Here is a 13,791-nt window from a genome sequence, read left to right on the forward strand (position 1 = left end):
TAAGAAGAAAATGTTTTTATATAGTTAATTTGGGAGGGTTTATATGAAAGTTCGTATATTGGCATACATATGTATATTTTCTTTATATGTCAGTTTAGGCTCTTATTCTGTTTTTGCGCAAGATAACTTGCATGAAGAAATTCAAAAGCATGCAAAACAGTATGAGATTGCACCTCAAAATGCGATGATTGATAAAATATGGAAGGCAACACCTGGATATAATGGAAGAGAAGTGGATATTGAAGCATCGTATAATAATATGAAGAAGCTAAAGGAATTTGATCAAAAATATCTTGAATTCAAAGAAGTCTCACCGAGTGTTCATTTAGAAGATTTATCACCAGCTCCAATTTATAGAGGGCATCCAAATAAAAAGATGGTAGGATTAACAATAAATGTGGCATGGGGAAATGAGTATTTGCCTCGCATATTAGAGATATTGAAAAAGCATGATGTGAAGGCCACTTTCTTTTTAGAAGGACGTTGGGTGAAAGAAAATTTGCGATTTGCAAAAATGATTGTCGATGCAAAACAAGAAGTTGGAAATCACTCATACACACATCCAAATATGAAAACGTTATCGTCAGATGAAATACGAGATCAGTTACAAAAAACAAATCGAATGATAGAAGTAGTAACGAATCAAAAAGTAAGATGGTTTGCCCCGCCGAGTGGAAGTTTTCGAGATGAAGTCGTAAAGATTGCAGATGATTTTCAAATGGGAACGATTATGTGGACTGTAGATACGATTGATTGGAAGCGCCCTGAGCCGGATGTACTATTGCAGAGAGTAATGAGAAAAATACATCCAGGTGCTATCATATTAATGCATCCTACTTCGTCTACAGCAGAGGCTTTAGATATAATGATTACAAAATTGAAGGAACAAGGATATAAAGTGGGGAATATAACTGAATTACTGGATGAAAAACGTGTGGATTAAATACATTTGCATGACATTCATCCTTAAACTTGTTATCATTAAATAATAGCGTTTTATTTAGAGAAACTGGCAGTAGGAGGAAAGTTTTTGATTAAAAAATATACTTGTAAAAATGGTGTAAGAATAGTTATGGAGAATATACCAACTGTAAGATCGGTTGCAATTGGTATTTGGATCCATGCGGGATCAAGAAATGAAAATGAAAAAAATAATGGGATTTCTCACTTTTTAGAGCATATGTTCTTTAAAGGGACAGAAACACGTAGTGCACGAGAGATTGCAGAATCATTTGATAGCATTGGTGGTCAAGTGAATGCATTTACTTCAAAAGAATATACATGTTACTATGCAAAAGTATTAGATGAGCATGCTAAATATGCTTTAGATGTTTTAGCAGATATGTTCTTTAATTCAACATTTGATGAGGAAGAACTGAAAAAAGAGAAGAATGTCGTATGTGAAGAAATTAAAATGTACGAAGATGCTCCAGATGATATTGTGCATGATATGTTAACGAAAGCAACATATGAAACGCATCCACTTGGATATCCTATTTTAGGAACAGAAGAAACGCTTAATACGTTTACAGGTGATACGTTACGTCAATATATAAAAGATCATTATACACCTGAAAATGTAGTTGTATCAATCGCAGGAAATATTGATGAAGCATTTTTACAAACAGTGGAGCAATATTTCGGTAGTTATGAAGGAACAACAAACCGTGAACAAGTACATAGCCCAATTTTCCATTTCAATAAGGTAGCCCGTAAAAAAGAAACGGAACAAGCTCATTTATGTCTAGGATATAAAGGCTTACAAATGGGACACGAAGATATTTATAACTTAATTGTATTAAATAATGTTTTAGGCGGTAGCATGAGTAGCCGTTTATTCCAAGAAGTACGTGAGCAACGTGGATTAGCTTACTCAGTATTTTCTTACCACTCTTCTTATGAAGATACAGGCATGTTAACACTTTACGGTGGAACAGGTAGCCAACAATTAGATACATTGTATGAAACAATGCAAGAAACATTAGAGACATTGAAAAATACAGGTATTACAGAAAAAGAGCTTATGAATAGTAAAGAGCAATTAAAAGGAAACTTAATGTTAAGTTTAGAAAGTACAAATAGCCGTATGAGCCGTAACGGTAAAAATGAATTGCTTCTTCGTAAACATCGTTCACTTGATGAGATTATTGAAAGTGTAAACACTGTAACAAAAGAAAATGTGGACGGATTAATTCGCAATATGTTTACTGACGAGTTCTCTGCGGCACTTATTAGTCCAGACGGAAAACTTCCAAAAGGAATAAAACTATAATCAATTTTTACGATGTATAAAAAATAACCTTCTCTCTTTTTAAATGAGAGAAGGTTATTTTTTTTATACATATAGAATAGGTACTAATTATAGACAATGCAAATGAAAAATTCATTAGGGGAGTGGAGTGTGTATGCGATTAAGTGAATTAAGTGGTAAAGAGGTTGTAGATATAGAAAAAGCGGAAAAAATGGGAGTCTTAGGTTATATGGATTTAGAGATTAATGAGAAAGACGGGCAAATACAAACACTTATAATACCTGTAGGGAAGTGGGGAGGTTTTAAAAAGGAACCACAAGAAGTAAGGGTGGCATGGAGTCAAATAAAGAAAGTCGGACACGATATGCTTCTTTGTGATAGTATAGATCGTTCAAATTCGGAGTGAAGGATGGCCATTTTGGTCATCTTTTTTTGTATCTACATAGAAACCTGATAAATCATATGTGCATTTGGATTTTCAATCACCATAAACTCGTACATTACATATGATGTGGAGGAAAAAGAAAAAGTAGGCACTTTTCTTATAAATGACAGAAAAAGAAGGTGAATTAGGGAATGTTGACTGAGATGCATATTGCTGTCATAGGAGGAGATGCAAGGCAGCTAGAAGTAATTCGTAAGCTAGTTGAATTGGATGCGAAACTTTCTTTGATAGGTTTTGATCAGTTAGATCATGGTTTCACAGGGGCAGCAAAAGAAAGTATACAAAATTTAGATTTCACTTCTGTAGACGCAATTATTTTGCCGGTTGCCGGTACAAATGCCAAAGGAGAAGTAGATACTATTTTTTCAAATGAAAAAGTTTCAATAACGAAAGAACAAATTGAAAATACACCAGAACACTTTACTATATATTCAGGTATTGGTACACCTTACTTGGAAAATCTCGTATCTACTACGAACCGAAAACTTGTTAAATTATTTGATCGTGATGATGTAGCAATATACAATTCTATTCCAACGGTAGAAGGTACATTAATGATGGTAATTCAACATACCGACTATACAATTCATGGGTCCAATGTAATGGTTCTAGGATTTGGTAGAACAGGAATGAGTGTTGCGAGAGCATTTCAATCATTAGGAGCCCATGTCAAAGTTGGAGCAAGACGATCTGAACATATTGCACGTATTACAGAAATGATGTTTTCTCCTTTTCATATGCAAGACATAGAGAAAGAAGTAGGAAATATCGATATTGTAATTAATACGATTCCGCACCTCGTTGTAACAGCGAATGTTATTGCAAAAATGCCAGCTCATACGTTAGTGATTGATTTAGCTTCTAAACCAGGCGGTACTGACTTTAGATATGCGGAAAAAAGAGGAGTCAAAGCATTGCTAGCACCTGGATTACCAGGTATTGTTGCCCCAAAAACGGCTGGGCAAATCTTAGCAAATGTTCTTTCTCAGTTATTAGCAGCAGATGCAATCGCAAAGGAGGAGGAAAAGAAATGAGTTTGAAGGGGAAACGAATTGGTTTCGGATTTACAGGTTCACATTGTACGTATGAGGAAGTTATGCCGCACTTAGAAAAATTAATTGCTGAAGGAGCAGAAGTACGTCCTGTTGTTTCATACACTGTTCAATCAACAAATACTAGATTTGGAGAAGGAGCAGAGTGGATTAAGAAGATTGAAGAAATAACAGGTTTTAAAGCAATTAATTCAATTGTTGGAGCAGAGCCACTTGGACCTAAAATTCCATTAGACTGCATGGTAATCGCTCCTTTAACAGGAAATTCTATGAGTAAATTTGCAAATGCAATGACAGACTCTCCAGTACTAATGGCAGCAAAAGCGACGCTAAGAAATGGCAAGCCTGTCGTATTGGCAGTTTCGACGAATGATGCTTTAGGGTTAAATGGGGTAAATCTCATGCGCCTAATGGCAACAAAAAACATCTACTTCGTCCCATTCGGGCAAGATGCACCAGAGAAAAAACCGAACTCAATGGTAGCTCGCATGGAGTTACTGGAAGATACAGTATTAGAAGCGCTGCAAGGAAAGCAATTGCAACCGGTGGTCGTAGAAAAATTCAGATATATGAATTAAAAAACGAAAAAAAACGGACAATTTTTGATGAAACCATCATTCTTACTGTAGAATATGATAAAATTAACGTTATTAAGATTAGAAGGGGTATTGTATACTCCTTCTGATTCTAAGTTATAGAAGGATTGGTATCTAGAAAGGGGCATAGTGATGGAAAAGCAAAAAACTTTTCATGTCGCTGTAGTTGGAGCAACCGGCGCAGTTGGTGAACAAATGTTAAATACTTTAGAGAAACGAGAATTTCCAATCGGGAAATTAACGTTACTTTCATCTAAACGATCTGCAGGTAAGAAACTTGTATTTAAAGGCGAAGAATTTACAGTTCAAGAGGCAACTCCTGAAAGCTTTGAAGGAGTAGATATTGCACTATTTAGTGCTGGTGGATCTGTATCGAAACAATTAGCGCCAGAAGCAGCAAAACGCGGTGCGATTGTTGTTGATAATACAAGTGCATTCCGTATGACAGAAAACGTGCCACTTGTTGTACCTGAAGTAAATGAAAACGACTTAAAAGAACATAATGGTATTATTGCAAATCCAAACTGTTCTACAATTCAAATGGTAGTAGCTCTTGAGCCAGTTCGTCAGCAATATGGTTTAAAACGAGTAATCGTTTCCACATATCAAGCTGTATCAGGTGCTGGTGCGGCAGCTATTGAAGAACTGCATGAACAATCACAAGCAATCTTAAATGGCGAAGAAGTTAAGGCAAATGTTCTTCCTGTATCAGGTGATAAGAAGCATTTCCCAATTGCTTTTAATGCGATTCCACAGATTGATAAATTCCAAGATAATGGATTTACGTTTGAAGAAATGAAAATGATTAACGAAACGAAAAAAATTATGCATATGCCTGAATTAGAAGTAGCGGCAACATGTGTACGTTTACCAGTTGTATCAGGACACTCTGAGTCTGTTTACATCGAAGTAGAAAAAGAAGGCGTAACAGTAGCAGAATTAAAGAGCTTACTTGCAAATGCGGAAGGTATTGTTCTGCAAGATAATCCAGAAGAGCAGTTATATCCAATGCCAGCTACTGCAGTAGGTAAAAACGAAGTATTCGTTGGAAGAATCCGTAAAGATTTAAATAACGATAAAGGATTCCATCTTTGGGTCGTATCTGATAACTTATTAAAAGGCGCTGCATGGAATTCTGTTCAAATTGCAGAGCGCTTAGTAAAATTACAATTAGTGTAAACGGCTAAGAGAAGGTGCAAAATATGAAAATAATTGTTCAAAAATTTGGTGGCACATCAGTACGTGATGACAATGGACGTAAGCATGCGCTTCATCATATAAAAAAATCATTAGCTGCTGGTTATAAAGTAGTTACTGTCGTATCTGCTATGGGCCGTAAAGGTGAACCATATGCAACGGATACGTTATTAAGTCTTGTAAATCAAGAGGAATCTACTATTTCTAAACGTGAGCAAGATTTATTATTATCGTGCGGAGAGTTAATCTCTGCAATTGTTTTCTCTAATATGTTGAATGAGAACGGTATAAAAGCAGCAGCATTAAATGGTGCACAAGCTGGTTTTGTAACGAATGATGACTTTACGAATGCAAAGATTATTGAAATGAATTGCGATCGTATACATGAAGAGTTAGAAAATGTAGATGTAATCGTCGTTACAGGATTCCAAGGGCAAACGAAAAAAGGTGATACGACAACACTTGGACGCGGAGGTAGTGATACTTCAGCTTCAGCATTAGGTGTTGCACTTCATGCTGAATACATCGATATATTCACTGATGTAGAAGGTGTTATGACTGCGGATCCTCGTATTGTAAAAGATGCACGTCATCTTCAAACTGTAACGTATAACGAAATTTGTAACATGGCTTATCAAGGTGCGAAAGTCGTTCATCCACGTGCAGTTGAAATTGCGATGCATGCAAAAGTGCCACTTCGTGTACGTTCTACGTATTCTGATAGTGAAGGTACTCTTATTGCAGCATACGATGGTGCTACAAAAGGGCAGGATGTAGAAGAGCGTCCTGTTACAGGTATTGCCCACGTATCAAACGTAACACAAATTAAAGTACTTGCAAAAGAAACGGCATACGATATACAGCAGCATGTATTTAAAGAAATGGCAAACGAAGGCATTAGTGTTGATTTAATTAACATTTCTCCTACTGGTGTAGCTTACACAGTAAATGATAATGTATCAGCTCGTGCTGTCGAAGTGCTAAAACAACTTGGATATGAGCCAATTGTGACAGAACATTGTGCGAAAGTATCTATCGTTGGAGCTGGAATGGCAGGCATCCCAGGGGTTACTGCAAAAATCGTTACAGCTTTAGCGGAAAAAGGTATTCAAATCCTGCAATCGGCAGATAGTCATACAACAATTTGGGTTCTTGTAAAAGAAATTGATTTAGTGGAGGCTGTAAATGCATTACATAGTGCGTTTGAGCTTTCAAAAGAAAAGCAACTGGAACAATAAGGAGTGAGACCATGATAGATTTTGGGACAATTGCAACCGCGATGGTAACACCGTTTGATATAAACGGGAATATCGATTTTGCAAAGACAACGAAATTGGTAAATTATTTAATTGATAACGGTACAACAGCAATCGTGGTAGGAGGAACGACAGGAGAATCTCCTACATTAACTTCAGAAGAGAAAGTAGCGTTATATCGCCATGTCGTATCTGTTGTCGATAAAAGAGTGCCCGTAATCGCTGGAACAGGTAGCAATAATACGCATGCTTCTATTGACTTAACTAAAAAGGCAACAGAAGTTGGTGTGGATGCAGTAATGCTAGTAGCACCGTATTATAACAAACCGAGTCAAGAAGGAATGTATCAGCATTTTAAAGCAATTGCTGAAAGCACGCCGCTTCCGGTTATGCTATATAACGTTCCAGGACGATCTATTGTACAAATCTCCGTTGATACAGTTGTTCGTTTATCAGAAATAGAAAACATTGTTGCTATTAAAGATGCCGGCGGCGATGTGTTAACAATGACAGAAATCATTGAAAAAACAGCGGACGACTTTGCGGTATACAGCGGTGATGACGGTTTAACGTTACCAGCTATGGCAGTTGGAGCGAAAGGTATCGTTTCGGTAGCCTCTCATGTTATCGGAAACGAAATGCAAGAAATGATTACAGCATTTCAAGCAGGAGAATTTAAGAAGGCACAAAAATTACATCAATTACTTGTAAGAGTAACTGATTCATTATTTATGGCGCCAAGTCCAACTCCAGTAAAAACAGCGTTACAAATGGTTGGATTAGATGTAGGTTCTGTACGTTTACCACTTCTTCCATTAACAGAAGAAGAAAGAGTAACGTTACAATCTGTAATGCAATCTATCCCTCGTTAATAAAAAATGACCTAGTGTAGAACTAGGTCATTTTTTATTATATGCAAATCTTTTCCTCTTTTTCTCACTTATATGTGTTCTTATAAGAATATTAATCGCTTCTTCATTATGTGTATAAGAAAATAATCGTACCCCTTTAACTGAGTCAAAAAATGATAGATATTATGGCATAAACGTAATAAACTACGGTGTCTGTTTTTAGAGAAATTCCCTCAAATGTGACGTAATTCATAAAAAAACTCCATTTTGTAAGTGTTTTTGTTGGATTTTAGAAAAATAAATCTTGAAACTTCCTATTATGAAATGAATTTAGCGTATGTATGGCTAGTTCTTAAAAATAATATGGAGTATAAAATCGGAGTAAATATAAAGGAAATACGTTCGATACTTTTGTTGTCATTCCGTTCTTTTACTCTTTCTTTCACACGATTTAACTTGTGTTCTATTTCTTGTATCAGGTATAATATGGCTAAGTAGCTTAGTACGGGTATGCTTAGCAAAATTGGGAAAAATTATAATTTAATTAAATTTTCATATCATATCGAATAAGATATTTGATTTATATAATGAAAGAGAGGTGAAACCTGGTTTAAAAAATAAACAAGGACATGATATCGCATAACGGTAAGGACATTCGTCTTGGACGGTGAAAATATGGTGGTTGTAGAGTTTCCCCTGGTGTCTCTGCAATTTTAGTGAAATCAGTGTTTGCAAGATTTTTAAACCAGGCAACAACATGAAGAGAAAAGAGAATGAGTCTGTTAAAGTATTTGCTCTTGGTGGAGTAGGTGAAATCGGGAAAAACATGTACTGTGTTGAAATTGATTCTGAAATCTTTATCGTAGATGCAGGGTTAATGTTCCCGGGAGATGAAATGTTTGGAATTGATATCGTTATTCCTGATATTACATATTTAGTGGAAAATCAAGAGCGAGTAAAAGGTTTATTTATTACTCACGGTCATGAAGATCATATTGGTGGAATTGTGTATGTACTTCGTAAATTATCTATTCCAGTCTATGCAACGAAATTAACAGTAGGACTTATACAAGAAAAACTTGGTGAAGCGGGCATGTTAGGCCGTGTAGACCTAAAAACAATCGATTCAAATTCAACAGTAGAATTTAACACTACAACGGTGTCATTCTTCGGAACGACACATAGTATTCCGGATTCTGTTGGCGTTTGTTTCCATACATCAAAAGGTGCAGTCGTATATACGGGAGACTTTAAATTCGATCAAACTCCAATTGGAAATAGTGGAGCAGACCTTGGGAAAATGGCGCAAATCGGAAATGAAGGCGTACTTTGCTTATTATCTGATAGTACAAACGCAGAGCGCCCAGGCTATACAGGTTCAGAAAAAGAAGTTGGTGTAGAAATCTCTAAAGTGTTCTACGGTGCAGAAGGTCGTATTATCGTTGCTTCATTTGCATCGAATGTACATCGTATTCAACAAGTATTTGATGCAGCTGCTGAAACAGGGCGAAAAGTAGCGGTAGTAGGACGTAGTATGGTGAAAGTAGTAGACATTGCAAGACGTCTTGGTTATTTAAATGTTCCAGAAGGTATGGTTATTTCATTACAAGAAGTAGACAACTTCCCAGAGAAAAAGGTAGCTATTTTAACGACAGGTAGTCAAGGTGAACCGATGGCTGCTCTATCTAGAATGGCAAAACAAGCACATAAACAAATTTCAATTCGTAAAGGTGATACTGTTATCATTGCTGCTTCGCCAATTCCGGGTAATGAAATATCTGTATCAAAAATTATTGATTTGTTATTTAGAGCTGGAGCTGAAGTTGTTTATTACGGCGAACGAAAAGTTCACGTGTCAGGTCACGGTAGCCAAGAAGAATTAAAATTAATGTTAAATTTAATGAAACCAAAGTACTTTGTACCCGTACATGGTGAGTTCCGTATGCAAAAAGCACATGCATATTTAGCTGAAGATGTAGGTATTACAAGAGAAAATATCTTTATCGTAGAAAAAGGCGATGTAATTGCTTTTGGTGACGATGAAGCAAACTTAGTCGGTAAAGTACAAGCTGGTAATGTTTTAATTGATGGATTAGGTGTAGGTGACGTTGGTAATATCGTTCTTCGAGATAGAAAGATGTTATCTCAAGATGGAATACTAGTAGTTGTTGTAACGCTTGGTAAAGATGAAAAGAAAATTATCTCTGGCCCAGAAATCATTTCACGTGGTTTCGTATATGTTCGTGAATCAGAAGCGTTAATTGAACGATCTACAGAGATTGTACGTATGATTGTTGAGCAGTCAATTAAAGAATATTCAATTGAATGGTCAATGTTAAAACAAAATATTCGTGAATTATTAGGACAGTTCTTGTACGAAGAGACAAAGAGAAAACCTATGATTTTACCGATTATTATGGAAGTATAAAAAGATCACCCTTATGGGTGATCTTTTTTCTTTTTAACCCTATCGAATGAAATTTATAACTTAAGAAATAATAGTTATATACGAGTGAAAGGGGATGCGAAATGACAGAACGTGATCGATATACAAATGAAGAAAAAGAAGCTGAGCCAAAAGAAGCTGGAAAAGAGGCTTCAATAGTTGAAAAAATTCAACAGCTTGGACAGACAAATGTACCACAGATGAATGAATCACGTATTCATTGTTTAACGATTATCGGACAAGTGGAAGGTCATGTTCAATTACCACCGCAAAATAAAACAACAAAATATGAGCATATCATTCCGCAAATTGTTGCGATTGAACAAAATCCGAAAATTGAAGGTTTGCTTTTAATATTAAATACAGTTGGAGGTGACGTTGAAGCTGGGCTAGCAATTTCTGAAATGGTAGCTTCACTTTCAAAACCAACAGTATCTCTAGTTTTAGGTGGGGGACATTCCATCGGTGTACCGATTGCTGTTTCTACTGACTATTCGTTTATTGCGGAAACTGCGACGATGACAATTCATCCAATTCGTTTAACAGGTCTTGTCATAGGTGTGCCACAAACATTTGAGTATTTGGATAAGATGCAAGAAAGAGTCATTCGTTTTGTGACGAAGCACTCGAAAGTAACAGAAGATCGTTTTAAAGAGCTTATGTTTGCGAAAGGAAATTTAACGCGAGATATTGGGACGAATGTAATTGGTGGGGATGCAGTAAAGTACGGTCTTATAGATGATGTCGGCGGTATTGGAAATGCGATTCGAAAATTAAACGAATTAATAGATGTTCGTGCGGAAAATAGTACAGAAGGGACAATGCTACAATGATTTTATATACAATTATGCCAGAGCAACTTGTGTATCCGGTCGATTATTCACAATGTGAAAGTCAAAAAGTTGTAAATATAAATGGTGTGGAATTAATGGTTTCTGAAGAGGAACATGGATGTTATTCTATTGTACGTGTGCTAAGTACGGACCCACTTCACTATTTAGAGTTTGAGCCCGGTCAGAAAATAACCTTTTAGCAAAAAGAAGGATTTTGTTTAGAAGCTATGGTATAATATAAAAAACAAGACGGTTGAGCAGCCATGAGTAGGCTGCTTTCTTCTGTTTATTTAGCATTTTACAAGAAGTGTAAAAATAGAAGATATAAAGACCTGAAAAATAGAGAAAACAGACATATAAATAGAGCATTTTGAAGGGAGCTTTACTTATATGTAGAACACGAGGTGAAGAAATGGCAAAACAAAAGCAAAGAGGGACGAAGGCAAAGGCAAGACGTACGATAAAGCCAACTTTGTATTATGAAATTGTCGGTTTAACTCTTTTTGCACTTTCAATCATTACGATTTTACAGCTAGGCGTTGTAGGGAAATCGTTTGTGTTATTTTTTCGCTTCTTCTTTGGTGAGTGGTACATAATTGGTGTGTTAGGTGTAATAGCTTTATCGGTTTCCTTTGTTATAAAACGCGGATGGCCGAACCTTTTAAATAAACGATTAATTGGATTTTATTTAATTGTATTGGCGATATTAATGTTTAGTCATATTACATTATTTAACCTTCTTACAAAAGATGGAGCAGTGCAAAATACTTCTGTTATTGTGAGTACGAAAGATAACTTCTTTCTTGAAATGAAAAAGGGGCCAGATAGCGTTCATTTAGGTGGTGGTATGTTTGGTGCGCTTATGTTCGCAACATGTTACTTCTTATTTGACGAGGTAGGAGCTTATATCATTGGTATTATTCTAGTTATTCTCGGTATACTTTGTATAACAAATAAGCATATTGGAGAAGTGTTAGCTCCAGTTGGTAGAATTCTTAGAAGTCAGTTCCAAGTGATGCAAGGGGATTATAAAGATTGGAGAGCCAAAAGAACGGCTGAACAAACAGAAAAGAAAAAAACAACAAGAAGCACAAGAAGCAAACGTGCTGCAGAACAAGAAGAAGTTATTGAGCCGATGGAAGAAATCTCAATTGATCCTCCGATTATTTCGAATTTCACTGAGAATTATCCTGTAAATGAAGAAGAGGATAAACGAATCGAAGTAGAGCAAGAAGAGTTGATCACTTCACCGTTTATTGAAGAGACTCCGCCAATTGAAGAACCAAAGAAAAAGCGTGGAGAAAAAATTGTTGAATCGTTAGAGAGTGAAGCGCAAGCACCTCCTATGCAATTTTCAAATGTAGAAAATAAAGATTACAAGCTTCCTTCACTTGATATATTAAAATTTCCAAAGAATAAGCAAGTTACAAATGAAAATGCGGAAATTTATGAGAATGCTCGTAAATTAGAACGTACATTCCAAAGTTTTGGAGTGAAAGCGAAAGTAACAAAAGTGCATAGAGGTCCTGCAGTTACAAAATATGAAGTGTATCCTGATATGGGGGTAAAGGTAAGCAAAATTGTCAGTTTAAGTGATGATTTAGCCCTTGCTTTAGCTGCAAAGGACATTCGTATTGAAGCGCCAATTCCCGGGAAATCAGCTGTAGGGATCGAAGTTCCAAACTCAGAAGTTTCGATGGTAACGCTGAGGGAAGTTCTTGACTCTAAGGCTAATAATCATCCGGAAGAGAAGTTGTTAATTGGTCTTGGCCGAGATATTACAGGTGAAGCTGTATTAGCCCGTCTAAATAAAATGCCTCATTTACTCGTAGCTGGTGCGACAGGTAGCGGGAAAAGTGTATGTATTAACGGTATTATTGTTAGTATTTTAATGCGTGCAAAACCACATGAAGTAAAATTAATGATGATTGACCCGAAAATGGTAGAGCTAAATGTATATAACGGTGTGCCTCATTTGTTAACGCCAGTTGTAACTGATCCGAAAAAAGCATCGCAAGCATTGAAAAAAGTTGTGAGTGAAATGGAACGTCGTTATGAATTGTTTGCTCATAGTGGTACACGTAACATTGAAGGATACAACGATTATATAAAAGAGCATAATAGTCAATCAGAAGCGAAACAACCCGAATTACCTTATATTGTAGTAATTGTGGACGAGTTAGCAGATTTAATGATGGTTGCTTCCTCTGATGTAGAGGATGCGATTATGCGTCTAGCGCAAATGGCTCGTGCTGCTGGTATTCATTTAATTATTGCAACGCAACGTCCGTCAGTTGACGTTATTACGGGTGTTATTAAAGCAAATATTCCATCACGTATTGCATTCGCTGTATCTTCTCAAACAGATTCTCGTACAATTCTTGACGGTGGTGGTGCAGAGAAGCTACTAGGTCGTGGAGACATGCTGTTTATACCAATTGGTGCATCGAAACCTGTACGTGTACAAGGCGCATTTCTATCAGATGATGAAGTTGAGAGAGTTGTAGAATATGTTATTGGACAGCAAAAAGCACAATATCAAGAAGATATGATTCCGCAAGATGTTCCTGATACGAAGCAGGAAGTAGAAGATGAATTATATGATGAAGCGGTTCAACTTGTAGTGGAAATGCAAACAGCATCTGTTTCTATGTTACAACGTAGGTTTAGAGTAGGTTATACGCGAGCTGCTCGCCTAATTGATGCAATGGAAATGAATGGTGTAGTAGGTCCGTATGAAGGGAGTAAACCGAGGGAAGTACTCATTAATGATGTACAAGAAAAAAGTTCTTAAAAAAAGCCTAATTGTTTTTACAATTAGGCTTTTTTATATAGTGTTTTTGTTATATACTATACTCAGCGAT

12 protein-coding genes are annotated in these 13,791 nt (G+C 36.3%); all 12 read left to right on the plus strand.

What is annotated here, in order from left to right:
• Positions 1-43: 43 nt before the first annotated feature.
• Positions 44-943: a polysaccharide deacetylase family protein gene (locus ACTFP3_RS15245; protein WP_149215167.1), complete on the plus strand. Its 900-nt coding sequence runs from the start codon at positions 44-46 to the stop codon at positions 941-943.
• A gap of 87 nt (positions 944-1,030) precedes the next feature.
• Positions 1,031-2,272, plus strand: a complete 1,242-nt coding sequence (locus ACTFP3_RS15250; RefSeq protein WP_000592996.1) for a M16 family metallopeptidase — start codon at positions 1,031-1,033, stop codon at positions 2,270-2,272.
• Positions 2,273-2,405: 133 nt separating this feature from the next.
• Complete coding sequence (locus tag ACTFP3_RS15255; protein WP_001239759.1) at positions 2,406-2,657, plus strand: YlmC/YmxH family sporulation protein; 252 nt, start codon at positions 2,406-2,408, stop codon at positions 2,655-2,657.
• Between the two features lie 170 nt (positions 2,658-2,827).
• Entirely contained in the window at positions 2,828-3,730 is a 903-nt protein-coding gene (dpaA, locus tag ACTFP3_RS15260; RefSeq protein ID WP_000954735.1) for a dipicolinic acid synthetase subunit A, read from the plus strand.
• Entirely contained in the window at positions 3,727-4,326 is a 600-nt protein-coding gene (dpaB, locus tag ACTFP3_RS15265) for a dipicolinate synthase subunit B (protein ID WP_000053596.1), read from the plus strand. The genes dpaA and dpaB overlap by 4 nt, the downstream gene beginning before the upstream one ends.
• 150 nt (positions 4,327-4,476) lie before the next feature.
• Positions 4,477-5,523: an aspartate-semialdehyde dehydrogenase gene (gene asd, locus ACTFP3_RS15270; protein WP_000414846.1), complete on the plus strand. Its 1,047-nt coding sequence runs from the start codon at positions 4,477-4,479 to the stop codon at positions 5,521-5,523.
• 23 nt (positions 5,524-5,546) lie between these two features.
• Entirely contained in the window at positions 5,547-6,779 is a 1,233-nt protein-coding gene (gene dapG / locus ACTFP3_RS15275; protein ID WP_326036312.1) for an aspartate kinase, read from the plus strand.
• 11 nt (positions 6,780-6,790) lie between these two features.
• Positions 6,791-7,669 (plus strand): 4-hydroxy-tetrahydrodipicolinate synthase, encoded by an 879-nt coding sequence (gene dapA / locus ACTFP3_RS15280; RefSeq protein WP_000564763.1) that lies wholly within the window; start codon positions 6,791-6,793, stop codon positions 7,667-7,669.
• A 736-nt stretch (positions 7,670-8,405) separates the two neighbouring features.
• Positions 8,406-10,076 (plus strand): ribonuclease J, encoded by a 1,671-nt coding sequence (locus ACTFP3_RS15285; protein WP_000823097.1) that lies wholly within the window; start codon positions 8,406-8,408, stop codon positions 10,074-10,076.
• Positions 10,077-10,177: 101 nt separating this feature from the next.
• Positions 10,178-10,927, plus strand: coding sequence for a translocation-enhancing protein TepA (gene tepA / locus ACTFP3_RS15290; protein WP_326036311.1), 750 nt, complete (start codon positions 10,178-10,180; stop codon positions 10,925-10,927).
• The gene (locus ACTFP3_RS15295; protein ID WP_000605036.1) at positions 10,924-11,127 is read left to right on the plus strand and encodes a YlzJ-like family protein; all 204 of its coding nucleotides are present in this window, start codon (positions 10,924-10,926) and stop codon (positions 11,125-11,127) included. Before tepA ends, ACTFP3_RS15295 begins: the two co-directional genes overlap by 4 nt.
• 212 nt (positions 11,128-11,339) lie before the next feature.
• Positions 11,340-13,721 (plus strand): DNA translocase FtsK, encoded by a 2,382-nt coding sequence (locus ACTFP3_RS15300; RefSeq protein WP_242283247.1) that lies wholly within the window; start codon positions 11,340-11,342, stop codon positions 13,719-13,721.
• Positions 13,722-13,791: the final 70 nt, after the last annotated feature.

This window comes from Bacillus cereus group sp. MYBK5-2 (assembly GCF_051915685.1).
GTDB lineage: Bacteria > Bacillota > Bacilli > Bacillales > Bacillaceae_G > Bacillus_A > Bacillus_A cereus.

Coding starts and splice junctions, on each gene's coding strand:
- ACTFP3_RS15245 (WP_149215167.1), top strand. CDS start 44: ATGAAAGTTCGTATATTGGCATACATATGTATATTTTCTTTATATGTC.
- ACTFP3_RS15255 (WP_001239759.1), top strand. CDS start 2,406: ATGCGATTAAGTGAATTAAGTGGTAAAGAGGTTGTAGATATAGAAAAA.
- dpaA (WP_000954735.1), top strand. CDS start 2,828: ATGTTGACTGAGATGCATATTGCTGTCATAGGAGGAGATGCAAGGCAG.
- dpaB (WP_000053596.1), top strand. CDS start 3,727: ATGAGTTTGAAGGGGAAACGAATTGGTTTCGGATTTACAGGTTCACAT.
- asd (WP_000414846.1), top strand. CDS start 4,477: ATGGAAAAGCAAAAAACTTTTCATGTCGCTGTAGTTGGAGCAACCGGC.
- dapG (WP_326036312.1), top strand. CDS start 5,547: ATGAAAATAATTGTTCAAAAATTTGGTGGCACATCAGTACGTGATGAC.
- dapA (WP_000564763.1), top strand. CDS start 6,791: ATGATAGATTTTGGGACAATTGCAACCGCGATGGTAACACCGTTTGAT.
- ACTFP3_RS15285 (WP_000823097.1), top strand. CDS start 8,406: ATGAAGAGAAAAGAGAATGAGTCTGTTAAAGTATTTGCTCTTGGTGGA.
- tepA (WP_326036311.1), top strand. CDS start 10,178: ATGACAGAACGTGATCGATATACAAATGAAGAAAAAGAAGCTGAGCCA.
- ACTFP3_RS15295 (WP_000605036.1), top strand. CDS start 10,924: ATGATTTTATATACAATTATGCCAGAGCAACTTGTGTATCCGGTCGAT.
- ACTFP3_RS15300 (WP_242283247.1), top strand. CDS start 11,340: ATGGCAAAACAAAAGCAAAGAGGGACGAAGGCAAAGGCAAGACGTACG.